This is a genomic window from Pantoea vagans, assembly GCF_004792415.1.
Classification (GTDB): Bacteria; Pseudomonadota; Gammaproteobacteria; order Enterobacterales; family Enterobacteriaceae; genus Pantoea; species Pantoea vagans.
This window is the reverse complement of sequence record NZ_CP038853.1, coordinates 510,023-535,488: the sequence shown is the minus strand read 5'-3', so window position 1 is coordinate 535,488 and position 25,466 is coordinate 510,023. Positions and strand designations below refer to the sequence as shown.

The window sequence follows — 25,466 nt, the reverse complement described above, 5'->3', positions numbered from 1 at the left end:
TGAGTGTCCTCTGTGCGTTCGATTCTCCTCCTGCTGCTGAGCCTGTGGCTCAGCAGCCCGGCCTTCGCGGCCAGCCTTCCTGACGCCAGCCAGCTCAAACAGCAGCTGGAAGAGATAAAATCGGCCAAAAGTTCTCCATCCCAGGCGGAACAGATCCAGACGATTGAAGCTGCCTTAAACTTCCTCTCTGAACGCGATGACTCGCTGGAGCGCGCGACGCAATATCAGCAGGTGATTGATGACTTTCCGCGTCTGGCGCGCGAACTGCGTCAGCAGATCGCCGCGCTGAGCGACAGCGGAAAAACCGTACGCAGCAACATGAGTAGCGCCGAGCTGGATCAGGAGATTCTGCAGGTCAGCAGCCAGCTGCTGGAAGAGGGTCGTCAGGCTCGCCAGGAGCAGGATCGGGCGCGGGAAATCAGCGATTCGTTGTCGCAACTCCCGCAGCAACAGACCGAAGCACGCCGGGCGATGACGGAGAGTGAACGCCGGCTGCAGGGCGTCAGTACCAGTTCACCGCAGGGCCAGCTGCAACTGGCGGCGCGTCAGGCGGAAAGCGCCGCTAATAAAGCGCTGGTCGATGAACTTGAGCTGGCCCAGCTCTCCGCCAACAACCGTCAGGAGCTGGCGCGTATGCGGGCGGAAGCCCATCAGCGTAAGGCGACGCAGCTCGATAACTATCTGCAGGCGCTGCGCAACCAGCTCAACGATCAGCGGCAACGTGAAGCGGAAGTCGCTCTCGCCCGCACCGAGCAACTGGCGGAAAACAGCGGCGATCTGCCACCAGCAATCAGCGATCAGTTTCGGGTTAACCGCGAACTCTCGGTTGCGCTGAATCAGCAGGCGCAGCGTATGGATCTGGTGGCGTCGCAGCAGCGGCTGGCCACCAACCAGATTATTCAGGTCCGTCAGGCGCTCTCTACGTTGAGAGAACAGTCACAGTGGCTGGGCGCCTCTAATCTGCTGGGCGAAGCGCTTCGGGCGCAGGTCGCACGTCTGCCAGAGATGCCTAAGTCCCAGCAGATTGATAATGAGATGGCACAGCTTCGCGTGCAGCGTCTCTATTATGAAGATCTGCTGGAGCGTCAGGAGACGCTGCGCAAAGGACGGCAGGCCGATGGTCAGCCCTTCACCGCAGAACAGAAGCGTATTCTTGATGCGCAGCTACGCACCCAGCGTGAACTGCTCAACTCCCTGATCTCCGGCTGTGACACCCTGATTCTGGAGATCACCAAGCTCAAGGTCGGCAATACCCAGCTGCAGGATGCGCTGACGGAAGTCAAAGACGCGACGCACCGCTATCTGTTCTGGACCGCTGACGTCAGTCCAATCGGTCTGAGTTATCCGCTGGATCTGGCTAAAGACCTTTCCCGCCTGCTGTCGCTGGATACGCTGGGTCAGCTCGGCAAAGCGATGGCGATGATGTTTACCAGCCGCAACTCGGTGCTGCCAATTATTGGCGCCCTGCTGCTGGTCGGTTTCAGCATCAGCTCGCGCCGCCACTTCAATGCCTTTCTTGAACGTTCTGCCAGTAAAGTCGGCAAGGTCACCCAGGATCGTTTCCGTCTGACCATCCGCACCGTGTTCTGGTCGATTCTGGTGGCGCTGCCGCTGCCGGTATTGTGGGGTGCACTGGGTTATGGGCTGCAGAACGCCTGGCCCTACCCTATCGCCGTGGCGATTGGCGATGGCATTACCGCCACGCTGCCGCTGCTGTGGGCATTTATGATCAGCGCCGCTTTTGCCCGTCCGAATGGCCTGTTCATTGTGCATTTCCGCTGGCCGCAGAACCGGGTAGCGCGCGCCATGCGCTACTACTCGCTGAGCATTGGGCTGATTGTGCCGCTGATTATGCTGCTGATCGCCTTTGGCAATCTGGAAGATCGGCAGTTCTCCTCCTCGCTGGGTCGCCTCTGTTTCATCCTGATCTGCGGAGCAATCAGCATTGTTACCGTCAGCCTGAAGCGGTCCGGTATTCCGCTCTATCTCGATAAAGAGGGAAATGGCGAGAACATCGTGAACCGGATGCTGTGGAACCTGATGATCGCCATGCCGCTGATGGCTGCCTTCGCCTCCGCCGTGGGGTATCTGGCGACCGCGCAGGCGCTGCTGGCGCGACTGGAAACCTCCGTCGCCATCTGGTTCCTGCTGCTGGTTATCTACCACATTATCCGGCGCTGGATGCTGATTCAGCGTCGCCGTCTTGGTTTTGACCGCGCCCGTCAGCGCCGTGCCGATATGCTGGCTAACCGGGCGCGCAGTGAAGAAGAGAAAGAGCAAAGCGCGCTGAATACCGACGCGATTGAAATCGAAGAGCCGGTGATTGATCTGGATGCAATCAGTGCGCAGTCGCTGCGGCTGGTGCGTTCTATCCTGACGCTGATTGCCCTCGTCTCGGTGATCGTGCTGTGGTCAGAAATTCACTCGGCCTTTGGCTTCCTGGAGAATATTCAGCTGTGGGATGTCAGTACGTCCGTACAGGGCGTGGAGTCAATTCAGCCAATCACCCTGGGTTCAGTGCTGATTGCTATTCTGGTGTTTATCATTACCACTCAGCTGGTGCGCAATATGCCCGCGCTGCTTGAGCTGGCACTGTTGCAGCATCTTAATCTGACGCCGGGTACCGGTTACGCCATTACTACACTGACCAAATATCTGCTGCTGCTGATTGGCGGGCTGATTGGTTTCTCGATGATTGGTATTGAATGGTCGAAACTGCAGTGGCTGGTTGCTGCGCTGGGTGTGGGACTGGGGTTTGGCTTGCAGGAGATTTTTGCCAACTTTATCTCTGGCCTGATTATCCTGTTCGAAAAGCCGATTCGTATTGGTGATACCGTGACGATCCGCGACCTGACTGGCAGTATTACCCGGATCAACACGCGTGCGACCACAATTACCGACTGGGACCGCAAAGAGATCATCGTACCAAACAAGGCCTTTATCACCGAGCAGTTCATTAACTGGTCGCTGTCCGATTCCGTGACGCGGGTGGTGCTCACCATTCCGGCCCCGGCCAAAGTCAGCAGTGAACAGGTAACCACCATTCTGGTGCAGGCGGCCGAACGCTGCAGTTATGTGCTTGATACGCCACCGCCGGAAGCGTTCCTCGTCGATCTGCAGCAGGGGATTCAGTTGTTTGAGATCAGGGTACATGCTGCAGAGATGGGACACCGTATGCCGCTGCGTCATGAGCTGCACCAGCTGATTCTGCTCGGATTTGAGCAACACGGTATCGAGATGCCGTTCCCACCGTTTCAGATGCGCATGGAAACGCTGGGCAAGAAGCTGCCTGCCAGCAACGGTGCGCCCGCAGCCCGCGCCTATAAATCTGGCGGCCTGTAATGCAAAACGCCCGGCAAAGCCGGGCGTTATTTCAGGTCTGAGCCGTCTGTTACTGCTTAACGAACTCTTCACCCTGAGCGATATCTTTCTTCAGCGTATCGAGCATGCCTGACAGCGCCTGCTGTTCGTAAGCGCTGAGTGTGCCAATTGGCCTGCGTTCAGCAATGCCATTTTTACCGAGCAGCAGCGGCTGAGAGAAGAAGCGGACATATTCGCCCTCGCCTTCCACGTAAGCACACTCTACAACATTCGCCTCACCCTTCAGCGCGCGTACCAGCGACAAACCAAAACGCGCGGCCGCCTGGCCCATCGACAACGTAGCCGATCCGCCACCCGCTTTAGCTTCCACTACTTCTGTGCCAGCGTTCTGAATGCGTTTAGTTAAATCAGCCACTTCCTGATCGCTGAAGCTGACGCCTTTGACCTGTGACAGCAGCGGCAGAATGGTTACGCCAGAGTGGCCACCAATCACCGGGACTTCAACCTGGTCAGGCTGCTTGCCTTTCAGCGCGGCCACAAAGGTGTTAGCACGAATAATGTCCAGCGTGGTCACGCCAAACAGACGATTTTTGTCGTAGACGCCGTGCTTTTTCAGCACTTCTGCCGCAATGGCAACGGTGGTATTGACCGGATTGGTAATAACGCCAATCAAGGCTTTAGGGGCCGTTGTGGCAACCTGTTCAATCAGGTTACGAACAATACCTGCGTTCACATTAAACAGGTCAGCGCGATCCATACCAGGTTTACGTGCGACGCCCGCAGAAATCAGTACCACATCAGCACCCTGTAAGGCAGGCGTGGCGTCTTCTCCACTAAAACCTTCAATAGCGACAGCAGTAGGAATATGGCTGAGATCAACGGCAACGCCAGGCGTAACCGGCGCAATGTCATACAGTGAGAGTTCTGAACCTGCGGGAAGCTGGGTTTTGAGCAGAAGTGCGAGCGCCTGGCCTATGCCGCCAGCGGCACCGAGAACGGCAACTTTCATTCTTAACTCCTTATTAAGGTGGGGCAGAGATGGGCCGAAATTCTATCTGTGTCAGACCTTAATCAACTGCTCAGGCGATGATAAATATCCGCTGTTAATTCTACGTGTTTTCACACCTGCTCGCCGGATTCAAAAGTTACTTATCATTGCGCCTGAATGACCGACAACTTTGCCGTCGTCAGACAGAGAACGGCTATGTGCGTTTTCTGTTACTACTTCTGATACTACACCACCAATAATATAACAACTTTGCAACCTTCGCCTTTCGGGGCTGTGACGGGGGTTTTGGTCTGAGCGGATTTATTTGCTATTATCGCCGCCCGCTAGCCGCCCGAACTCTGCTCATCAATCGACCGATTGCATAAAAATGCATTTAAATGCATAATCACCACTCTGCCGCGGGCGGATGCGCGGTTATTCTCTCTATTTATTGGTAACCTATGCGAAACCCATCGAAACAAGACGATCTGATCAAGGCTTTCAAAGCCTTATTAAAAGAAGAAAAATTCAGTTCCCAGGGCGAAATTGTTCAGGCGCTTCAGGATGAGGGCTTTGAAAATATCAATCAGTCCAAAGTCTCGCGAATGCTGACCAAGTTTGGCGCAGTGCGCACCCGTAATGCCAGGATGGAAATGGTCTATTGCCTGCCCGCTGAACTGGGCGTGCCGACCACTACCAGCCCGTTAAAAAACCTGGTACTGGATATCGACTACAACGATGCGCTGGTGGTGATTCATACCAGTCCGGGCGCAGCACAGCTGATTGCACGTATGCTGGATTCACTGGGCAAAGCGCATGGGATTCTTGGCACGATCGCTGGCGATGACACAATCTTTATTACCCGTGCGCGCGACTTTACGGTTAAGCAGCTGCACAGCGCGATCCTTAACCTGTTTGAACAGGAACTCTGATCGCTGACTGACGGCCTGCTATCCCGCCCCGGGTCGTCAGTTTGTTTTCTCTGCCCATCGTTTTGCGGCACACTGCCCCGCTGTTTAATACTAATAAGCCAGTTTTAATACGCCTGACTCCTGGTCAGATCGCTTACTCTGCTTAACCTTTTGCGCTATTTTACACTGCTTTACATCACTGATCCGGCACCATTGCCCGGATCCAGATCAAACTCCAGTCCAATACGCCTCATAGTTTCGCACTAAACGTTAAAGTGATCTATCTCACTGTTTTTCTGATTAAAATCATCGTAAAGGCTATTTTTTATGCTGTTTTTATAACGTTAAGTTATTAAAAGTAGGCATAAGGATAAAGAATCACAAAAAAACATTATTAGCCGGGTATTAATTTCTCTCGTTATTAGTTCTATACTTCTTTTCGTGATGCAAATCACACAAACCAGAAAGATAAAAATAGACGACGAGGAAATATCTATGAACGTAAAAACTACCATCGCTACCCTGAGCATTCTCTCTGCCCTGTCATTTGGTGCAGTAGCAGCAGAATCTATCGATGCCGCACAGGCACAGGATCTGCAGGCTGTCGGCACCATCAGTGTCAGCGGCGTCGCGGGTTCACCGATGGATATCAAACAGAAGCTCAGTGACAAAGCGGATCAGCAGGGCGCAAAAGCCTATCGCGTGATCGAGGCTTACAACAACGGCAATTATCACGCTACCGCCGCGCTGTATAACTAAACCCAATAATGCCAGCAGCTCTCTGTCTGACGCGCCTTTTTGCGCTCCGGAGAGCTGAAGCAAAATCTTCAGGAGAGTTGACAATGAAAATGAAATTAGCGATTGCTGCTCTTAGTCTGGCGTCCCTGTTCTCAGTGGGTGCCAGCGCCGCCAGCCTGGTATCGAATGAACAGGCGCAGGGTCTGCAGCCCATGAATCAGACCATCAGCATTGGTGGACGTAACGGCGACCAGACGCATATCCGTCAGGTGCTGTCAGAGAAAGCGGATGCACAGGGCGCAAGCCATTATCGCATCATCGAAAACAACCAGGACAACACCTGGCATGTCACCGCTGAGCTTTATAAATAATTAACCGTGATGACGCCTGAAGGCGCATAACAAATATCGACGACCGGCCCTTACGAGTAACCGCAGGTTGTTGAATGTATTGAGGAGATAATCATGAATATCAAAACAACCATCGCTACAGTCAGTCTGCTTTCCGTTATGGCGTTCGGCGCATCAGCCGCACAGCTGGTCACCAGCGAACAGACGCAGAACCTGCAGCCTGCGGGCACCGTAAGCATCAGTGGAACCGGGGGATCCCCAATGGATTACCGCGCTGAGCTTTCACAGAAAGCGGATGAACAGGGTGCCAGCGCCTATAAAGTCATTGAAGCGCGCACCGGTGATAGCTATCACATCACTGCACAGCTTTATAAGTAATTCCTCGTCAGATCTATGACGAACCCTTTGGCCCCGCTCGCCGGGGCCTTTTTTCATCTGACGTTTTATCTGACATTAAAGTGCAACCGGCCTTCCAGCTCCTCTTCCGCTTCATCAAATAACAGAATCAGCGCGCCATAGCGCCGTCGCTGGCCCCTGCCAAGATTGACAAACTCAATCTCCAGCGGCATCGGTAAAAGATCGCCCGTCACGACATCCCACAATCCATCCAGATCACAGATGCGGCGCTCCTCCAGTGCAAATCGCTCGCTGAACTGGCGAAAGAAATGGGACTGGTCGACTATTTCATTAAAATCAAAACGCTCGATTTTCATGCTGACGGCTCCCATGCTCCGTCTGCGGGCGACCTCTGCCGCCCGTTCGTGACCGTTAGCTCAAACCGCCCAGGTGCAGCGCTTTGACCTCCAGATACTCTTCCATACCGAGTACCGAACCCTCGCGGCCCAGACCCGACTCTTTCACTCCACCAAACGGCGCCAGCTCGGTGGAAACGGCACATTCGTTAATGCCGATCATGCCGCTCTCCAGCGCCGCTGAAACGCGAAACACCCGTTGCAGATTCTGGGTATAAAAGTAAGCGGCAAGGCCGAATGGCGTATCATTGGCGCGGCGAATAACATCATCTTCATCATCAAAGCGGAAACAGGCGGCTACCGGACCAAAGGTCTCCTCCTGCGCGAGCTGCATGCCTTCATGCGCCTCGGTAATGACCGTAGGCTGCCAGAAGTTGCCACCCAGCGCATGGCGCTCACCACCTGCCAGTAGTTTGCCGCCTTTGGCTACCGCGTCTTTCACGTGCTGCTCAACTTTTTCCACCGCCGACGCTTCAATCAATGGTCCGACAATCACGCCTTCGTCCATGCCGTTGCCCACCTTCAGCTTGTTCACTTCGGCAGCCAGTTGCTGAGTAAACGCATCATAGACAGCGTTATGAATATAGAAGCGGTTAACACTGACGCACACTTGGCCCGCATTACGGAATTTGTTGGCAATGGCACCCTGTACGGCGGCATTAATGTCGGCATCGTCGAACACGATATATGGGGCATTTCCGCCTAATTCCATCGACACTTTTTTCATGGTTTCGGCAGCGTTACGCATCAGCAGCTTGCCTACCTGGGTGGAGCCGGTGAACGAGATTTTACGCACCGCTTTGCTGGCCATGATCGCATCGCTGATGGCATGGGTATCACCCGCCACCGCGTTCAGCACACCATCCGGCACGCCCGCCTGCTTCGCCAGCGCCAGCAGGGCAAAGGCGGAGAGTGGCGTGTTATTAGCGGGTTTGATAATGCCGGTGCAGCCTGCCGCCAGAGCCGGACCCAGTTTGCGGGTCAGCATCGCCATCGGGAAATTCCACGGCGTAATGGCAGCCACTACGCCAATCGGTTCGCGGGTCGCCAGAATGCGGGAGCCGGTTTTTGCCGGCGGAATGATCTCGCCGTTCACCCTTTTCGCCTGCTCGGCGAACCACTGAATAAAGCTGGCGGCGTATTCAACCTCTCCCTCCGCCTCCTTCAGGGGTTTGCCCTGTTCGGTCGTCATCAGCTCGCCCAGCCAGCGCTTGTTCTCAATGATCAGCTGGTACCAGCGAGTGAGAATTTCAGCACGTGCTTTTGCGGTCTGCGCCCGCCAGGCGGGAAAGGCGCGTTCCGCTGCGGCGATAGCCTGTTCCGTTTCCGCCTTACCGGCTTTTGCTACCTGCGCAATCACCTCACCGGTTGCCGGATTGGTCACGTCAAAGGTGGACGCCGCCTGATGCCATTGGCCGTCGGCTAAATAGCCGGTGCGGAACAGTTCGCTCTCTTGCAGTGATTTCATTGATTCGCTCCTGTCAGTTTTGCTCTTCCGTCTGGAGAGTATAGTTGGCAAAAGCGACAGATTTTGTGATGGATGGGGATTGCACAGACCGCTGCAGGTCGCAGCGGCCAGATTCAGATTTGGATGAGCGTGTTCTGGTATTTATCCAGCATCGTCGCCAGTCGTTTGACCGGTTCCGTTACGCTGACGGGTGCCTCGTAATGGACCAGTTTTTCCTGATAGACATCCAGCTCTTTGAGCAGACGTTCAAAGTAGTAACGGCGCTTGTCGTCGCTGCTGGCGGATATCACCCGATCGGCGGTGTAACGCAGTTGTCGGTGATACGCAGAGAGATCGGCGTTGACCGGCACTTCCGCGTCGCGTAACCGCTGATGACCGATGATCAGCGTCAGGGCGATGCGATATTTATTGATGTCGCCTGGAAACAGGTTTAGCAGCAGAAACAGTTGCTGATAGAGCGCTGGCAGATGATTTTCGCGCCGACGCGCCTGATTGGTGGTCATGGCCGAGACCGCTGCATACATAAAGCGGTTCAGCAGTTTGCGGCCGGTGCGCGCCTTCGATTTATCCCGAATCAGCAGAATGACCATCATCGCGACAAAGCAGCCGATAACCTGACCGAGCACATTATCGAGGAAAACGTTAATGTGAAATTCCATCGGATTATCGAGAACCAGCACGTTGAGCGTACCAATCAACGCACCCAGCGTGCCGAGCTGACGCCGCTGAATAAAGATGCCGCCGATAAAACCCAGTATGCCGATGGCGATGCAGAGCAGTAGTGCGCTCTGCTGCGTCGCGGGCAGAACATACATAAAATAGAGCGCCCCGAGTGGAACCGCGACCGTCATGCCGTAGAGAAAATCCTTGGCCATCATCAGAGGGTTAGGCATACGCATCGCCAGCGCGGTAATAACGGCCAGCATGACCATACAGCCACTGCCCGACGTCCAGCCCGTATAGAGCCAGAACAGCGAACCCAGCGCGGTTGCAACGAAGGTGCGGATGCCGTTAATCATCGCATGATGTGTTTCAGCCGAACGCGCCTGAATCACCACTTCGCGCTGCAGAATCTCCTCTTCCAGCGAGGTTATCCGGCTGTTGCTTTTGATGCCTTTAAGCAGCAGCAGATATTCGGTGGCGCTGCCTACCCAACTGGCCAGCGTGACCGGCGTTGTTTTGCCCGTAGCGCCAATCACCCGCCGCATTACTTTCATCCGCTTATGCACCTCTTCAACCGTCGAGGCCGGTTTTTCAACCATCAACCGGTACTGGGGCGGAATATAGTCCGGGCGGGAATTCTGAATGAGGAAGGTTTCGGCAGCCTGCGTTATCAGCGTCAGTGACAGGGTATTAAGCATCTGCAAACGGCGGTTGCTGTTCTTCCAGCGTGACGACTCCATCATCAGCTGGCTGCGCATGCTGTTCAGCGCCGTGGTGCGCCGCACCAGCGCGCTCCAGGCTTTATCGACCTCTTCTTTATCACCATGGGCGACGCAGAGTTGCAGCAGGTGATAGTGAGCCACCAGCAGCGAATCAACTTCTGCGTCGATCACTTTTTTAATCGAACGTGGCGAGAAGATCATGTCGGCCAGAATGGCGCACAGAATACCGAGTACGATTTCACTGCAGCGCTCAACCGCATATTGCGGCACCAGCGTCAGACCGCCGCTGGCGTTAGCCGTCACCACAATAATCAGCGCGGTGTAACCCGCCAGTCCCAGCGCATAGGAGTTTTCTACCTTAATCAGCGAAGAGAGCCAGACGCAAAGCCCTGCCCAGATGCAGCACAGCAGCAGCATCACAACCGGCGCACGCACGGTGGCGATCATGATGGTGAGTGCAGCGATACAGCCGATGAATGTCCCGATAATACGTAAAACGCCGCGATAGCGCAGTGCGCCGGAATAGGGATCGCCACCCGCTGCAAACGCGGTGCCGCCCGCCACGATCCCGGCGGTCATGACTGCCCAGCGTGGTGTTTCAAGGTTAAAGTGAAACCCTACCATCAACGCTAACACCAGCGCGAAGGTCAGCTTGACCGGGAAACGCAGGAACTCGATCATATCGCCCTCTTAACCAAACTCACGCAGGCGATTGAACAGTCGGATCATGGGTGAAACCTGTTCAGGCTGACGATCGGCCTGACCGGTAATCACCACGGTCGCGGTGGTTCCCGCCGGGAAGCGATTGCCGGGCTGCTGATCAAGCCGGATGCGCACCGGCACACGCTGTGCCAGACGGACCCACTCCAGATTGGAGTCTACCGTTGCCATGCCTTTACTATCGACCGAGCTGCTGCTGTTGGTGACGCCCGCCGCGACGCTGTCGACGGTGCCACGCAGCACAATGTTGCTGCCAAGTGGCGTCACTTCCGCGCGGAAGCCCTTCTCAACGCCGTGCAGTTTTGTCTCTTCAAGGTAAGCCAGCACATAGAAAGAGTGCTGCTGAACCAGCGCCACCGCCACAGAACCACGGGTAATAAATTCGCCCTGATAGACGTTGAGGTTGGTGACCCAGCCATCGGATGGCGCTTTCACGGTGGTGCGCTCAAGATCGATCTTCGCCAGATCGCGCGTCGCCACCGATTTTGCCAGCTGATGCTCGCTGGTTTGCAGATCGTTGTTAGATTGCTCAATCGCCTCGCGCGACATTGCAGAGGTACCAAGCTGATTACGGCGGCCGGCTTCGCGACGTTTCTCACTCACCAGGGCCTGGTAATATTCAACATCCGCCTGTGCCTGATCGAGCGCCTTTTGATAGCGAGGGCGGTCAACCACAAACAGCGTATCGCCCTTCTTCACCAGCTGGTTGTCGTGTACCGGAACCTCAGTAATCAGGCCAGTGACGTCAGGCGAGATCGCCACCACGTCAGCTGCAAAACGTGCATCACGAGTCCAGGGTGATTCGGTATAGAACACCCAGGCGCGGAAGATGATAATCACTGCGATGATGACCAGCAGAATCGTGATCGCGTAGCGCGCGATTTTTCTTATGAGTGCTTTCACTTCAACCTCAGACTAATAAACGGGAGACAAGGTAAAACACACAGCAGTAAAGCGCTGTATTAAAAAGTGCCGGATGCCAGACAAGATCGTAGATACCGCTCGGCGTCAGCACGCGTTTCACTAACCAGAACAGCATCAGTGAAATAATCAATTCGATGAAAACGGGCGGAAAAGAGAGCCCAAACATGACAAATACCGGAAGCACACTCATCACAAATCCTTAGTTCGACCTTGCCGGGATACTTCGTTGCCTTTTCAGATGTCGCAGGAAAACCCTCTGGCAGCGCTATCCGAACCGCAGCTGGCTTAATAATAGCGTATCATCGAAGGGTATCAGGCAATGAAGAATCACCGGGAAATACCCCGGCGCGCTTATAATAACGCGCCTGACTATAAGTTTTCTACAGAATGTGATCTAAATCACTTTTAAGCCAGAGTAAATAATGGAACGACTGAAAGGTATGTCTGTCTTCGCCAGGGTGGTCGAACTCGGTTCGTTTACCGCGGCGGCGCGTCAGCTCCATCTGAGCGTCTCATCCATCAGCCAGATCGTCGCGAAACTGGAAGATGCATTGCAGGTTAAGCTGCTGAATCGCAGTACCCGCAGTATCGGGCTGACCGAAGCGGGTAAAATCTATTATCAGGGCTGCCGCCGTATGCTGGCGGAAGCGACGCAGGTGCATGAACAGCTCTACGCGTTTAACAATACGCCGATTGGCGTGTTGCGCATTGGCAGCTCCTCGACCATGGCGCAGAACGTGTTAGCCGGTATGACCAGCGATATGCTGCGGGAGTATCCGGGGCTGAGTGTGAATCTGGTTACTGGCGTTCCGGCCCCGGATTTGATTGCGGATGGTCTGGATCTGGTGATTCGGGTAGGCGCATTAAAAGATTCCAGCCTCTTTTCGCGTCGCCTTGGCGCGATGCCGATGGTGGTGTGCGCCGCAAAAAGCTATCTGGCCCAGCATGGCACGCCGGAGAAGCCGGGCGATATCGATAATTTTTCCTGGCTGGAATATAGCGTACGGCCCGACAACAATTTTGAGCTGATTGCGCCAGAAGGCTTAGTCACCCGCCTCGCGCCACAGGGGCGTTTCGTGACCAACGATTCGCTGACGCTGATTCGCTGGCTGAAGTCGGGCAATGGCATCGCCTATGTGCCGATGATGTGGGTGATTGATGAGATCACCGCAGGCGAGATCGATATTCTTTTTCCGCACTATCAGTCCGATCCGCGTCCGGTGTATGCGCTCTATACCGAGAAGGATAAACTGCCGCTGAAGGTGCAGGTCTGCATCGATTATCTGACCGGCTATTTTGAACAGGTAGCTGAACAGTATCAGCAGCACCGTAAAAGCTAACAACCCGCCGGGCGGCGGGTTGTTGAGGTCACATCAGGCGGTGCCGCCGATGGTCAGTTTATCCAGCTTCAGGGTAGGCTGACCGACACCGACCGGCAGGCTCTGGCCCTCTTTACCGCAAACGCCGACGCCTTTGTCCAGCGCCAGGTCATTACCCACCATCGAGATCTGCTGCATCGCTTCAATACCGGAGCCAATCAGCGTCGCGCCTTTGACCGGTTTGGTGATTTTGCCTTTCTCAATCAGATAAGCCTCTGAGGTGGAGAAGACAAATTTGCCGGAGGTGATATCCACCTGACCCCCACCAAAGTTCGGCGCATAGATGCCGTACTCAACGCTCTCAATAATATCCTGTGGCGATGACTTGCCTGCCAGCATATAGGTGTTGGTCATGCGTGGCATTGGCAGATGCGCGTAGGATTCACGGCGTCCGTTACCGGTCGGGCTGACGCCCATCAGTCGCGCATTCAGCTTGTCCTGCATGTAGCCTTTCAGCACACCGTTCTCAATCAGCATGTTGTACTGACCGGGAACGCCTTCATCATCGACCGCCAGTGAGCCGCGCAGACCTTCGAGGGTGCCGTCATCCACCACGGTACAGAGTTCAGAGGCAACCTGCTGACCGATTTTACCGCTGAACACCGAGGTGCCACGGCGGTTGAAGTCGCCTTCCAGACCATGACCGACTGCCTCATGCAGCAGCACACCCGGCCAGCCTGCACCCAGCACTACCGGCAACGCGCCAGCAGGTGCCGCCACGGCGGAGAGGTTAACCAGCGCCATACGCACCGCTTCACGCGCCCATGCATCAGCACGCACGTCGCCATTTTCATCTTCAAGGAAGAACGCATAGCCGGTACGTGCCCCGCCGCCGCTTGCGCCGCGCTCACGCTTGCCCTGATCTTCAACCTGGACGCTGATAGAGAGGCGAACCAGCGGACGAACGTCTGCCGCCAGCGTGCCATCAGTGGCCGCCACCAGCACCTGCTCGTAAACACCGGTCAGGCTGGCATTGACTTCCTGCACGCGCGGATCAGCCGCACGGGCGACTTTATCGACGCGATGCAGCAGGGCAATTTTGTCTTCACGCGTCAGGCTGCTCAGCGGATCGACCGCCGAATAGAGCGAACGGTTCATCACGGCAGAAAGCGTATGGGCCTTGCCGTTTCCCTGTTCGCGTACAATGCTACGAGCCGCTTCCGAGGAGAGACGCAACGCATTCAGCGTAATCTGGTCGGCATAGGCGAAGCCGGTTTTCTCACCGCTGACCGCGCGCACGCCGACGCCCTGATCGATATGGTATGAGCCATCTTTAATAATTTTGTCTTCCAGCACCCAGGATTCGTGAAAGCTGGACTGAAAATAGAGATCGGCATAATCCAGACGACGTTCTGAAAGCTGCCCTAACAGGGAAAATAGGTCCTGCTGATTAATGCCGTTAGCAGTCAGTAACTGCTCACTTACCAGGTTCAGAGTCATCGTTTCTCACTCATTATGTGCTCAGATAATCATAGCCTGCGGTAATTCCGGTACGGCGTCAAATTCACTTGTTGTCTGTTTCACGCGGTTTACGCAGCACTTCATTGATTTCCGGTTTATCCAGCGGGCCACTGATGTGATAACGCAGCAGCGATATCTTGTTCCACAGCGGTCCCAGAACTTTGCTGGCGGCAAATACCGCCGCGCCAATCACCGGATTAATGGCAAAGGCGGTCGCTACGCCGACAGAGGCAGAGATCTCAGGCGCAACCACCGCTTCCATATCGATCTGACGTTTCACCAGGTCGAGATTACCCTGCATGGCGATGTCTGCTTCCAGTCCATCCACCAGCAGGTTATCGGTGCGCATGACGCCGTTTTCGATCCAGGCCGTGCCGTTAATCGAATCGAAATAGAACGAGTTGGTAAAGGTGTCGCTGAAGTCGAAGCGCAGCTTGCGCAGCAGCGCATCGAAGCTCACCAGCCGCAGAATTTTTCCCGCCGTGCCGGTGTTCACATCCGCGATCTGGCCTTTGCCAAAGTGGGTCTTCAGGGTACCGCTCAGCGTCTCTGCCGAGGGCTGCCACGGTGCAGAGCGCCAGTGCAGGTCGTAAGCAATATCAAAAGGCGCATCGCGCAGCGGGGTATTCACGCCAAACCAGTTGGTCGCATTATTAATATTCGGCCCCTTAAGCGTGCCCTTCAGCGAGGTGCGCTGATCGTCCGGGCGATTAACCCACTCACCGTTAATTTTAAGCTGCGAGCTGCCGGTATCCACTTTTCCGTTAGTAAGCGCTAACGTATCTCCTTCAGGCTGCAGCATCGCGGAGACCTGGCCATATTTCTGGCCCAGTACCCAGCACTCGTTACAGCGCAGCTGTAAGGCGGGCCACTGACTGAAGTTAATGTTTGTGGTTTGCTGAGAAGGTGCTTTGCCGCCCTTGCCTGCCTCGTTTTCCCATTGCGGATTGTAGTAGAGGTAATCCAGGTTCACCTGCCATGGCGCTTTGGGGGCCATCGCCAGTTCACCGCGCAGCTCTTTCGCATTGACGCTGACCTGACCTCGGCCACCTGAACTTTGTGCCAGCGTCGCCTCAACCTCATGCCATTGCTGTCCAGCCAGCGTAACCGCAGGACTGCGCAGCGTGATGTTACCCGGCAGTGTAACGCCACCGGTCTGGAAGTCGCTCCCGCCGCCCGACACACCCGCTCCCGCAGAGCCGCCTGCAGCCATCATCGCTACCCAGGCCTCACCATCCAGCGCGGGCAGATTCAGTACCATGCCCTCATGGTCGGGTAGCGCAGGCGTTTTCTGTGCATCGTTCAGCCAGATGCCACGATCAACGCGCAACGTCGGCTCCAGCAACCAGCGGCTGTTAAACCGATGGTTTGCATCGACGCTGCCGCTGAGATCGAAATGGTTCAGGTCGCCGCTGGCCTGAATGGCAACTGGCATCGCCTCACCGGCTTTTTTATCGAGTGGTGCAGGTAAGTGACTGCTTACTTCTTTGGCATTACCGTTCAGCGTCACGTCATAACGTGCCCCGCCATGATGCGGCAGCGTAATATTGACGTCCCCCTGCCACGGCAGATGCCCGCCGAGCTGCCTGCTGACAGCTGCCGGAACCTGGCTGATTTTCGCGGGTTGCCAGTCGCCCTGAAGTTTGACGTTAACGCCAAAGTCATCCGGGTTCTCCCGGGTGCTGAAACGGACGCCCATCGGCTGCCCAAACCAGTTCGCCCGCAGATCCTCACTGGCCAGATTGCCGTTGTCATAACGGAAGCGGCCAGAAAGATTGTCGATGGTAGTTTTTAACGGTTTGATAAACAGCGAATTGTTATTGAGATCGATATTGCCGCGGGCGTGGACCTGCTCTCCATCCAGTGGAATGTCCAGATTCAGATGGCCACCGACACGGCCTTTAATTTCCAGCTGCTCCAGCGCGGCACCCAGTGACGGCTTAAGCGGCGTCTGATCGAAATAGTCAGCGATCTGCTGGCCTTCACCACTGATATCCCCGTCGATGATCAGTTTTTCTTTCAGGTAGTCAGGGATCACCGCCGTGACGTTGCGAGCGTCTACTTCGCCCAGTCTGGCCACTGGCGCTTTCATCCACAGACCGTCGTTCAGGAAATTGAGGTCGACATCAAGATTGCTCAGCGCCGGCCATTTGGGCTGAAATGCATAGGTCGCCTGGCGAAGCGGCACCCAGACCTGGAACATGCCATCATTGTGCTTGAACGGGAACAGCGCCGGGTTACCGGCAAACAGCAGCGTGGCGTTGTCCACCCTGCCACCCTTCACCGCCCCACTCAGATAGTGCGTCAGGCTGTTACCCATCAGCGGCACCGGGAAGTAGCGCCAGGCATCGCCCGCATCGGTAAGCCGGATACCCGCCAGAATATCCAGACGAGGCTCGCCGCCGCTATTCTGCTGGTAGCTGAAGTCGCCGCGCGCCCGGAGTGAGCGCGCGTCGAGGTCAAGGTTTTCACCCGCCAGCGTCAGGCCATGTTCATCTTTAAGCCAGCGCAGTGCCCCGGTCACCCGCTTAATTTCTAAGGGTGCCTGGAACATGTCGCCATAGGGGACGGTTGCCGCGCCCATATCCACACTGACCTGACCATGGCTCAGGCTGCCGCGTGCTTCTCCACTCAGGTGACTGATGCCCGGCAACAGTTTCCAGTGCTGCCAGCTGAAATCACGCCACTTCACCTGTAAGCGGGTTTTTTCAGGCTGCTGTAATGGAATATCCAGCGCCAGGCCATCAATGGTGCCCTGTGGCTGCAGCGTCTGCCAGTTTTCAAACAGCGTCGGAGAGAGCGGCGCAAATAACGGTACGATCGGCGCAATATGACTCAGCACCAGCTGTGTGGCGCGCACCCGCACCTCCTGCTGACCATCCGGCCCCAGCAACTGCTTGTCTTCAGGACGCCATAGCAGCGAGAAGTGACCTGCGGGCCAGGCCTCGCCGTCGGTGCTGAGCCGGGTCTGCGGCACATTGACCACCCAGCCATTCTGGAAGCGTGACAGATGCGCGGTCAGCCCATCGACTTCTATGCGGTGTCGTCCGGTTTCGCCCTGCCAGCTGGCGCCGCCCTTGTGCAGCAGCAGATCGCCAGCATAGATGTCGCCATCACGCAGGTTAACCCAGGCCGCCAGGCTGAAGCGGGCGCTGTCCAGCCGGGTATTATCGCGCACCCAGCGGCCCAGCCATGGACGCATGTCGACGTCATCGGCCTGCATCCAGATACGGCCATCATTAAGTAAACCGTTACTGTCGTTAAGATCGAGCCGCACCTGAACCACGCCGTGCTGACCGGTAAAGCTCGACAGACTGACTTCGCCTTCGGCGCGATGGCGGTTATCTTCGTTGACCCAGGTGAGTCGGGGGATCGCCAGCTCAGCATGCTGGCCGGACGGCGTACGGAAACGAATGGTGCTGTCGCGCAGGTCAAAGTGGTCAAACTGACGCAGGAAGAGCTCGTTAATCTGCGCCGGACGGAAGCTGTTTTTCTCTTTGTCGTTGTCGAGTAAGGGGCGATTCGTGTCGAGGTGCAGCTGCCAGAAGGTCAGATCGCGGAACTGCCAGCGCCAGTGCAGCAGAGACTGCCAGACGTCGAGCGCCAGATTGATACGTTTAATCGTGAGTTTGCCGTTTTCATGCAGATCGACGCTGAGGTCACGAACCTGCAGGGTTGGGCCGAAATTCTCCCATTTACCCTGTAACTGGCTGGCGTTAACCGGCACATCCGTTTTGTCGGAGATGAATTGCAGAAGGTTGTTGCGATAGCTGTCGAGATGCGGCATCACCAGACGCAATCCGCTGACCAGCAGCGCGACAATCACGATGATTGTCGCGACCAGCAGTAACAAAATCCTCGGCAACTGCCTCACTCACGCCTCTCCTTGTGTTCCGTAAACGACGGATAGTTGGTTCTCATACCCGACCGTCTTCGGATAAAAGCGTTAAAGATGCGCATTTTATCCCAAACAAGGGCGTTTATTCAGACCGATTACGGGCTGACGTTACATCATTACCACGTCGAACTGCTCCTGAGTGTAGAGCGCTTCAACATGAACTTTCACCTGCTTACCCACAAAGATTTCAACTTCAGCCAGCGCATGAGACTCGTCGGTTTTTAGGGCCTCACCGACTGTCGGTGAAACATAGACCAGGAAACGGTCAGAATCATAAGCGTGGTGAACCCGCACAATCTCACGCATGATTTCATAGCAGACCGTTTCAACCGTTTTCAGCGTGCCGCGCCCTTTGCAGACCGGGCAATCCTGGCACAGGACATGCTCAATGCTTTCACGGGTACGCTTACGCGTCATCTCCACCAGACCCAGCGCCGAGAAACCATTAATCCCGGTTTTGACCCGATCTTTACTGAGCGCGCTTTCCAGTGAATGCAGTACCCGGCGTCGATGGTCTTCATTGCTCATGTCGATGAAGTCGATAATGATGATACCGCCCAGATTACGCAGCCGCAGCTGACGCGCGATCGCCTGAGTGGCTTCAACATTGGTGTTGAATATCGTCTCATCGAGATTGCGATGCCCAACAAATGCACCGGTATTAATATCGATAGTCGTCATCGCCTCGGTCTGATCGATGATCAGATATCCGCCTGACTTTAGTTCAACTTTGCGATCCAGCGAGCGCTGAATCTCATTTTCAACGTCAAACAGGTCAAAAATAGGCTGTTTACCGTTGTAGAGCTCCAGTTTACCGGCCATCTCCGGGATATATTCGCCGGTAAATTCCACCAGCATGTCGCAGGTCAGACGCGAGTCGACCCGAATGCGATCCAGCGCCGCGCCCGCAAAATCACGCAGGATACGCTGCGCCAGGGCCAGCTCGCCATAGAGCAGACAGCGGGTCTGGTTGCGCTTTTTACGCTCGCTGACTTTGGTCCAGAGACGTTTGAGAAAAGCCGCGTCCTGCGCCAGCTCCTCTTCGCCGATCCCCTCTGCGGCGGTGCGAATGATAAAGCCACCGAGGTCATCGCAGTAATCCGCCACCACCGCCTTAAGCCGATCGCGCTCTTTCTCACTCTCGATGCGCTGAGAGACACCGACGTGCGATGCGCCAGGCATAAAGACCAGGTAACGCGAAGGCAGGGTAATGTCCGTGGTAAGCCGGGCGCCTTTGGTGCCAAGCGGGTCTTTAACTACCTGAACCACCAGATCCTGTCCCTGACGCACCAGCTCGGCGATATCGCGCACGATGAAATTTTTCTTTTCGTCGCCCGCCACACATTCCGTATGCGGCATGATGTCAGACGCGTGCAGAAAGGCGGCTTTTTCTAGGCCGATATCAACAAAAGCGGCCTGCATGCCGGGCAGAACACGGCTTACCCGTCCTTTATAAATATTGCCAACAATGCCACGACGCGCTTCACGCTCAATATGGATTTCCTGAAGGATGCCGCCATCAATGTAGGCAACGCGTGTTTCAGAAGGCGTGACGTTAACCAGTAATTCAGCCGTCATGATGACCCCTTACGGCACGCAGTGACTGGAAATGGCTGAGCAGCTCCGCTGTCTCAACCAACGGTAATCCGACCACTGCATGGTAACTTCCATTAATTTTGCGGACAAAGTTTCCTCCCCTGCCCTGAATGCCGTATGCACCCGCTTTATCCATTGGCTCACCGGTCGCGATATAGTCGTCGATGTCGCTCTCCGTTAAGGTGCGGAATGTCACATCAGTCGTCACGATGCAATCCAGCGCCTGCTGGCTGTCGGCCAGCGCCACTGCCGTCATGACCTGATGCGTATGGCCAGAGAGTTTACGCAGCATCGCGTGGGCATCGGCGGCATCGCGCGGTTTTTCCAGCACATCACCATTCAGCACGACAATCGTATCTGCGCCCAGCACCGGCAGATCCTGCGCGGCCAGTTTTACGCCCGCCTGCGCTTTGTCATTAGCCAGCCGGCGGACATAGCTCTCCGCCGCTTCATTCGGCTGACGCTGTTCTTCAACGTCAGTCACGATGCGCTCAAATGTCAGGCCAAGTTGAGTTAACAGCTCACGACGACGCGGTGAACCGGAAGCAAGATAGAGGGTTACCATAAATTTCCTTATTGAACAGCGAACTGACGACGAATTTTTCTCATAAGTAAGAATAGCCAGGGCCAGAGAATACCGTCGACGACACTGCTCCAGAAAATTTCAGGTCGGAATGAAACGTTGATTACCAGGAATTCAGCCCAGAAGACAATCACATCCATCGCCAGTGACAGCACCATAACCATTAACGCTTGCTGCCACAACGCTAAGTTGCGGAATAACTGGAACTTAAAGGCTATCAGGTAGGCGATGATACTGAGTGCCAGCGCACGTACGCCCAGCGTGGATCCGGCAATCAGATCCATGATAGCACCCAGCATAAATCCGCTGCCGACGTTGACCCGATGCGGCAGTGCGAGAACCCAGTAGATAAGGATGAGGAGCAGCCATGAAGGCCGGAACATATAAATTTCATCCGGCCATGGCATGATCTGCAGGACTAACGCGACCAGGAAAGAGAGCCAGATGACCCAACGTCCCTGGCTGCGATATCGACTCAAGGCTGCCCCCCGCGTGAACGCGAGGAGTTGCTCTGTCCGCTACTGCTACTGCTGCCTGTTGATGGAGCAGGCGGCCCCATCTGTGCGGTGGGTGCAGGCGGACCCATTTCACCCGCAGGCGGTAAAACCTGCGGCATCATCTGCATCAGACGCTCATTCGCAACGCGATGAACCTCATCCTGCGGCAGCGGCATATCGCCATTACGATCTGCGCCCCACAGCAGCAGCAGATAACGCAGACGCTGCAGACCCGCGGTCGGATGCGCCTGAATCACCGTGTAAGCGCGCTGAGTATCCACTTTTACAGAGGAGACCACGCCCACCGGATAACCCTCAGGGAAACGCCCCCCGATACCTGACGTCACCAGCACATCGCCGACCCGAATGTCCGTATTACCCGGCAGATGCTCAAGCTGGAGATCTTCAGTACAGCCGTTACCCGCGGCAATCACACGAATGTCATTACGCAGCACCTGAATAGGCAGCGCATGTGACGCATCGCAGATCAGCAGAACACGGCTGGTGAGCTGTCCGACGGCGATAACCTGACCGACCACGCCTTTATCACTGATGACCGGCTGACCTTCATAGACACCGTTAACGCTGCCTTTGTCGATCACCACCTGGTCGGTGTAAGGATCGGTGCCGGTGGAGATCACCTGCGTCACCATCTTTTGCTCATCCTGACGCAGCGGTGAACCCAGCAGTTCACGCAGGCGTGCGTTTTCCTGCTTATATTGCCCCAGCATTAGCAGGTTACTGTTTTTCAGGAAGAGCTCACGACGTAACGCTTTATTTTCCTGCTCCAGCTGCTGACGCGACGCCAGCGACTCCGACACGCCATCCAGCAGCTGACGTGGCCCATTAGCCAGGAAGTAAAACGGACTGACCGACGTATCCAGATAGTTGCGTATTTGGGTGAAAGAGCTCACACGGCTGTCGGCAATGATAATGGCAATTGCCACAATGACCGCCAGGAAAAGACGCAACTGCAGGGAAGGACCCCTGCTAAAAATCGGCTTCATATAATCTGCGTGATCCTCGACAACAGGAGAGGAAGCGACGGCAAAATACCGTGCTTCCCTGGGCTGAACGCACTGTACCGGCACAGATTTCGCCGGTTCACATGCCACTCCCTCGCATGATCATTGCGTTCTCAGCCGGTTGAGGCAATTATTCTTCGCTGAACAAATCGCCGCCATGCATGTCGATCATTTCCAGCGCCTTGCCGCCACCGCGCGCCACACAGGTCAGCGGATCTTCAGCAACAACAACCGGAATACCCGTCTCTTCCATCAGCAGGCGATCCAGGTTGCGCAGTAATGCACCACCACCGGTCAGCACCATACCGCGCTCTGAGATATCGGAGGCCAGCTCAGGCGGACACTGCTCAAGAGCAACCATCACCGCGCTGACGATGCCGGTTAACGGCTCCTGCAGCGCTTCCAGAATTTCGTTGGAGTTCAGCGTGAAGCCGCGCGGTACACCTTCTGCCAGGTTACGGCCACGCACTTCAATTTCACGGACTTCATCACCCGGATAGGCTGAACCGATCTCATGCTTAATACGTTCTGCGGTCGCTTCACCGATCAGTGAACCGTAGTTACGACGCACATAATTAATAATAGCTTCATCGAAACGATCGCCACCAATACGTACGGATGAGGAGTAGACCACACCGTTCAGGGAGATCACCGCCACTTCGGTAGTACCACCACCGATATCAACGACCATTGAACCGGTCGCTTCAGAAACGGGCAGACCTGCACCGATTGCTGCAGCCATCGGCTCTTCAATCAGAAAGACTTCACGCGCGCCGGCACCCTGAGCGGATTCACGAATCGCACGACGTTCTACCTGCGTAGCCCCGACGGGTACGCAGACCAGCACACGTGGGCTGGGACGCATAAAGCTGTTGCTGTGAACCTGCTTGATGAAGTGTTGCAGCATCTTTTCGGTCACGAAGAAGTCAGCGATGACGCCATCTTTCATCGGACGGATAGCGGCAATATTGCCTGGCGTACGGCCGAGCATCTGTTTGGCGTCATGACCCACGGCCGCGACGCTTTTCGGTGAACCGGCACGGTCCTGACGAATAGCAACCACGGAAGGCTCGTTCAGCACGATGCCCTGTCCTTTTACGTAAATCAGGGTATTCGCGGTACCCAGGTCAATGGACAAGTCGTTGGAAAACATGCCACGAAATTTTTTAAACATACTAAGGGATAATCCTGCAAGCTGGGGGCGGAAAATAAAATCCGCTTACTTTACCAACCACACGAAGCTGCCACAAGGCGCAAAAACGTTCTGCTTCGGTGAAAAAAGACGCCTGATTGCGTTTAAGTCATCTGAACCCGCGATCCGTAGCAGCAGAATGGCGACCAGACGCCATCAGTGCTGCATTTGCCGTGATTTCCCCTCGCCATGCCCGACATAAAATTTAACATTTCCGGCACGATGGTTATGGGTTCAGATGCGGCTTAACATTAAAAAAAACCGTCAATTTCTGTCATTACGACAGCAAATCATTAAATACGGTAACGTTGGGAATACTTCTTCACGTTACTGTTAACCGGAAGCGAAGGGGCAAAAAAGTCGCCCTGCCCGCCTGCCACACCCAGCGCCACTAATGTCTGCCACTCCGCTTTGGTGCGGACACCGGTAGCAAACACCTGAATACCCGTGGACTTACAGACCTCCAGCAGACTCTGTACAAACAGCTGATTGGCGGTCCGCCGTTCAATGTTGCGCACCAGACCCGCATCAAGCTTGATCAGTTCCAGCGGCAGCTGTCGTATATAGGCGCTGCTGACGACGGTTAAACCCGCCTGATTTACCGCTACCCGACAGCCAAAAGCCTTAAGTGCACGGAATACTGGCGTTAAATGGTCGATGTGTTGACAGACATCTGCCTCGGCAAGTTCAAATAAAAATCGTTTTCTTTGCGATTTGGGGCACTGCAGCAGCATATTCTGCAGCCAGAGGACAAATGAACGTTGCAGGAGCGAGGTTATCGTCACCGGCATCACCAGCGTCTCTTCCGGCCAGAGTTCAGAAAGTGCCGCGATACGCGTCACCAGCTGACGATCCCAGCCATCAGCCATACCAAGCTGCTGCACCAGGGGCATATATTCTGCGGCCAGCACCTCTTTATCACCATCGAAGATGCGGGTCAGCATGACCCGATGCTGTACCTTGCCTTCGGTATTCACGGTGGGTTTATGGTACAGCCGCGGACCGCCGCGACTGAGCGTGTTCTCCAGCAGGGTTCGCCAGCGCACGCTACCCCGCCCGGCGTCCTGAGGATTTCCTTCGCCATTAGTCCAGTTATTCCCCCCCAGCAGTGCTGCACGTCGCGTGGCCATTTCGGCATTTTCTATTACCTGCAGGACGGTCTGGCCGCTGTGCCAGGCGGTGATGCCGATGTGGATCAGATCATCGCGATTGACCAGGCGCATCGGCGGCAGAGAATCAACAGCATTGATTAGCTGATCGGCGATACTGTTTGCCTCTTTAAGACTGCGATGCGGCAGTAATACAGCAAAATCACTGCGAAAATAGCGTGCCAGCAAAGCGCCGGGATAGCGCAGCACAAAGGTAGAGAGCATGTTGACGAAATTAAACAGGTACTCCTCAACCAGCGCCGGCTCCAGTGAATCTTTCAGCGCGTCAAGATCGGGCAGGCGCACCATCATCACCACACCGTGGGTGCCGACCGCTTCCTGATCTTCCAGCAGGGTCGCGAGCTGATTATCAAAGAACAGCCGGTTGTTAAGGCCAGTGCGTCCATCCTGCGCGGCAAAGGTGCGGATCAGCGTGTCGATACGCAGACGCTGTTCGCCCGCTTCCTGAAGATCCGCCAGCAGTACATCCATCGCGCGACTCGCCCTGGGTGGCCACTCATCCACACCCCGTTTCGGCACGACCCCGCGTTCGCCGTTGATAATCGCCTCTGCCCGTACTTCAAGATGCTCCATGCCACGCCACTGACGACTTAGCCAGCGGTGCATCATCAACAACAGCAGACTCATCACCAGCATGACCGTAAACAGAATGCCTAGCGTAGAGGTGCCGGTGATGGAGCGCAGCCAGGTTTTGGCAGGATCAAGGGTCACAACACGCAGCTGTAAGCCGGTCTGATGCATCAAAGGCACATCTACCTGGATAAAACGATTGGGTTCGTCTTCCAGCATCTGGTTTTCGTGTCGGGAGAGTGTGAGGAAAGTCTGCCTGCCGTTATGAAGGGAAATCTGCTCGGCATTCATTATGGGCATCATGCGCGTAAGCCAGTTATGAAGCTGTTCTGGCGTCTCGGAGAACATCGCCTGATCGACCTCAGTCGCCAGCACCTGTGCCCGATGTTCAACCCGCTGATGACTGAACCAGAAAACACTGAATGCGCAGCCTGCCAGCATCAATGACATCGCCAGCAGGCTTAAAAAGGTAATAAACGCAGATAATTTTGTGGTTAATCGCATCCCTGTGCCTGTATTGCTGCGGTGATAACCGGATC

The 25,466-nt window shown here is 55.4% G+C and carries 20 protein-coding genes; 6 read left to right on the top strand and 14 right to left on the bottom strand.

Annotated features, from left to right (window positions below; genetic code table 11):
• The first annotated feature begins 12 nt into the window (after positions 1-12).
• Positions 13-3,342 carry a miniconductance mechanosensitive channel MscM gene (gene mscM, locus EGO56_RS02630; protein ID WP_135907622.1) on the top strand — a complete coding sequence of 1,110 codons (3,330 nt, stop codon included), beginning with the start codon at positions 13-15 and terminating at the stop codon, positions 3,340-3,342.
• Between the two features lie 49 nt (positions 3,343-3,391).
• Here mscM and mdh read toward each other — a convergent pair whose 3' ends face one another.
• Entirely contained in the window at positions 3,392-4,330 is a 939-nt protein-coding gene (mdh, locus tag EGO56_RS02625) for a malate dehydrogenase (protein WP_135907621.1), read from the bottom strand.
• Between the two features lie 440 nt (positions 4,331-4,770).
• Between mdh and argR the strand changes: the two genes are divergently transcribed.
• The 4 genes from argR (at position 4,771) to yhcN (EGO56_RS02605) (ending at position 6,686) form a co-directional block, all read left to right on the top strand.
• Positions 4,771-5,241: a transcriptional regulator ArgR gene (gene argR / locus EGO56_RS02620; RefSeq protein ID WP_013359192.1), complete on the top strand. Its 471-nt coding sequence runs from the start codon at positions 4,771-4,773 to the stop codon at positions 5,239-5,241.
• A gap of 474 nt (positions 5,242-5,715) precedes the next feature.
• Complete coding sequence (gene yhcN, locus EGO56_RS02615; protein WP_098052264.1) at positions 5,716-5,979, top strand: peroxide/acid stress response protein YhcN; 264 nt, start codon at positions 5,716-5,718, stop codon at positions 5,977-5,979.
• 83 nt (positions 5,980-6,062) lie between these two features.
• Complete coding sequence (locus EGO56_RS02610; protein WP_013359194.1) at positions 6,063-6,329, top strand: YdgH/BhsA/McbA-like domain containing protein; 267 nt, start codon at positions 6,063-6,065, stop codon at positions 6,327-6,329.
• 93 nt (positions 6,330-6,422) lie between these two features.
• Entirely contained in the window at positions 6,423-6,686 is a 264-nt protein-coding gene (yhcN, locus tag EGO56_RS02605; RefSeq protein WP_013359195.1) for a peroxide/acid stress response protein YhcN, read from the top strand.
• 65 nt (positions 6,687-6,751) lie between these two features.
• Here yhcN (EGO56_RS02605) and EGO56_RS02600 read toward each other — a convergent pair whose 3' ends face one another.
• From EGO56_RS02600 to aaeX, 5 genes are all read right to left on the bottom strand, one after another.
• Complete coding sequence (locus tag EGO56_RS02600) at positions 6,752-7,021, bottom strand: barstar family protein (protein WP_013359196.1); 270 nt, start codon at positions 7,019-7,021, stop codon at positions 6,752-6,754.
• A 55-nt stretch (positions 7,022-7,076) separates the two neighbouring features.
• On the bottom strand, positions 7,077-8,528 hold the full coding sequence (locus tag EGO56_RS02595; protein WP_135907620.1) for an NAD-dependent succinate-semialdehyde dehydrogenase: 1,452 nt from the start codon (positions 8,526-8,528) through the stop codon (positions 7,077-7,079).
• Positions 8,529-8,641: 113 nt separating this feature from the next.
• Complete coding sequence (gene aaeB, locus EGO56_RS02590) at positions 8,642-10,594, bottom strand: p-hydroxybenzoic acid efflux pump subunit AaeB (RefSeq protein ID WP_107319090.1); 1,953 nt, start codon at positions 10,592-10,594, stop codon at positions 8,642-8,644.
• Positions 10,595-10,603: 9 nt separating this feature from the next.
• Positions 10,604-11,536, bottom strand: a complete 933-nt coding sequence (gene aaeA, locus EGO56_RS02585) for a p-hydroxybenzoic acid efflux pump subunit AaeA (protein WP_135907619.1) — start codon at positions 11,534-11,536, stop codon at positions 10,604-10,606.
• A gap of 7 nt (positions 11,537-11,543) precedes the next feature.
• Complete coding sequence (aaeX, locus tag EGO56_RS02580; protein ID WP_003855277.1) at positions 11,544-11,747, bottom strand: p-hydroxybenzoic acid efflux pump operon protein AaeX; 204 nt, start codon at positions 11,745-11,747, stop codon at positions 11,544-11,546.
• Between the two features lie 232 nt (positions 11,748-11,979).
• Between aaeX and aaeR the strand changes: the two genes are divergently transcribed.
• A complete protein-coding gene (gene aaeR, locus EGO56_RS02575) occupies positions 11,980-12,897 on the top strand; it encodes an HTH-type transcriptional activator AaeR (RefSeq protein WP_135907618.1) in 918 nt (305 codons plus the stop codon).
• 33 nt (positions 12,898-12,930) lie between these two features.
• Here the strand turns inward: aaeR and tldD are convergent, their stop codons facing one another.
• From tldD to csrD, 8 genes are all read right to left on the bottom strand, one after another.
• Positions 12,931-14,376: a metalloprotease TldD gene (gene tldD, locus EGO56_RS02570; RefSeq protein ID WP_033784121.1), complete on the bottom strand. Its 1,446-nt coding sequence runs from the start codon at positions 14,374-14,376 to the stop codon at positions 12,931-12,933.
• A 64-nt stretch (positions 14,377-14,440) separates the two neighbouring features.
• Positions 14,441-18,271 (bottom strand): AsmA2 domain-containing protein YhdP, encoded by a 3,831-nt coding sequence (gene yhdP / locus EGO56_RS02565; protein WP_135907617.1) that lies wholly within the window; start codon positions 18,269-18,271, stop codon positions 14,441-14,443.
• Positions 18,272-18,403: 132 nt separating this feature from the next.
• Positions 18,404-19,873 (bottom strand): ribonuclease G, encoded by a 1,470-nt coding sequence (gene rng / locus EGO56_RS02560; RefSeq protein ID WP_003855268.1) that lies wholly within the window; start codon positions 19,871-19,873, stop codon positions 18,404-18,406.
• On the bottom strand, positions 19,863-20,456 hold the full coding sequence (locus tag EGO56_RS02555; RefSeq protein WP_135907616.1) for a Maf family protein: 594 nt from the start codon (positions 20,454-20,456) through the stop codon (positions 19,863-19,865). Before EGO56_RS02555 ends, rng begins: the two co-directional genes overlap by 11 nt.
• 8 nt (positions 20,457-20,464) lie before the next feature.
• Complete coding sequence (mreD, locus tag EGO56_RS02550; protein WP_013359205.1) at positions 20,465-20,953, bottom strand: rod shape-determining protein MreD; 489 nt, start codon at positions 20,951-20,953, stop codon at positions 20,465-20,467.
• Positions 20,950-21,978 (bottom strand): rod shape-determining protein MreC, encoded by a 1,029-nt coding sequence (gene mreC, locus EGO56_RS02545; RefSeq protein WP_135907615.1) that lies wholly within the window; start codon positions 21,976-21,978, stop codon positions 20,950-20,952. Before mreC ends, mreD begins: the two co-directional genes overlap by 4 nt.
• A 148-nt stretch (positions 21,979-22,126) precedes the next feature.
• Positions 22,127-23,170: a rod shape-determining protein MreB gene (gene mreB / locus EGO56_RS02540; RefSeq protein ID WP_003855260.1), complete on the bottom strand. Its 1,044-nt coding sequence runs from the start codon at positions 23,168-23,170 to the stop codon at positions 22,127-22,129.
• Positions 23,171-23,481: 311 nt separating this feature from the next.
• Positions 23,482-25,431 carry an RNase E specificity factor CsrD gene (gene csrD / locus EGO56_RS02535; RefSeq protein ID WP_135907614.1) on the bottom strand — a complete coding sequence of 650 codons (1,950 nt, stop codon included), beginning with the start codon at positions 25,429-25,431 and terminating at the stop codon, positions 23,482-23,484.
• Positions 25,432-25,466 lie beyond the last annotated feature (35 nt).

What these genes read in the sequence shown, in the direction of transcription:
- mdh (WP_135907621.1), bottom strand. Translation starts at nt 4,330, where the DNA reads ATGAAAGTTGCCGTTCTCGGTGCCGCTGGCGGCATAGGCCAGGCGCTC.
- argR (WP_013359192.1), top strand. Translation starts at nt 4,771, where the DNA reads ATGCGAAACCCATCGAAACAAGACGATCTGATCAAGGCTTTCAAAGCC.
- yhcN (WP_098052264.1), top strand. Translation starts at nt 5,716, where the DNA reads ATGAACGTAAAAACTACCATCGCTACCCTGAGCATTCTCTCTGCCCTG.
- EGO56_RS02610 (WP_013359194.1), top strand. Translation starts at nt 6,063, where the DNA reads ATGAAAATGAAATTAGCGATTGCTGCTCTTAGTCTGGCGTCCCTGTTC.
- yhcN (WP_013359195.1), top strand. Translation starts at nt 6,423, where the DNA reads ATGAATATCAAAACAACCATCGCTACAGTCAGTCTGCTTTCCGTTATG.
- EGO56_RS02600 (WP_013359196.1), bottom strand. Translation starts at nt 7,021, where the DNA reads ATGAAAATCGAGCGTTTTGATTTTAATGAAATAGTCGACCAGTCCCAT.
- EGO56_RS02595 (WP_135907620.1), bottom strand. Translation starts at nt 8,528, where the DNA reads ATGAAATCACTGCAAGAGAGCGAACTGTTCCGCACCGGCTATTTAGCC.
- aaeB (WP_107319090.1), bottom strand. Translation starts at nt 10,594, where the DNA reads ATGATCGAGTTCCTGCGTTTCCCGGTCAAGCTGACCTTCGCGCTGGTG.
- aaeX (WP_003855277.1), bottom strand. Translation starts at nt 11,747, where the DNA reads ATGAGTGTGCTTCCGGTATTTGTCATGTTTGGGCTCTCTTTTCCGCCC.
- aaeR (WP_135907618.1), top strand. Translation starts at nt 11,980, where the DNA reads ATGGAACGACTGAAAGGTATGTCTGTCTTCGCCAGGGTGGTCGAACTC.
- tldD (WP_033784121.1), bottom strand. Translation starts at nt 14,376, where the DNA reads ATGACTCTGAACCTGGTAAGTGAGCAGTTACTGACTGCTAACGGCATT.
- rng (WP_003855268.1), bottom strand. Translation starts at nt 19,873, where the DNA reads ATGACGGCTGAATTACTGGTTAACGTCACGCCTTCTGAAACACGCGTT.
- EGO56_RS02555 (WP_135907616.1), bottom strand. Translation starts at nt 20,456, where the DNA reads ATGGTAACCCTCTATCTTGCTTCCGGTTCACCGCGTCGTCGTGAGCTG.
- mreC (WP_135907615.1), bottom strand. Translation starts at nt 21,978, where the DNA reads ATGAAGCCGATTTTTAGCAGGGGTCCTTCCCTGCAGTTGCGTCTTTTC.
- mreB (WP_003855260.1), bottom strand. Translation starts at nt 23,170, where the DNA reads ATGTTTAAAAAATTTCGTGGCATGTTTTCCAACGACTTGTCCATTGAC.
- csrD (WP_135907614.1), bottom strand. Translation starts at nt 25,431, where the DNA reads ATGCGATTAACCACAAAATTATCTGCGTTTATTACCTTTTTAAGCCTG.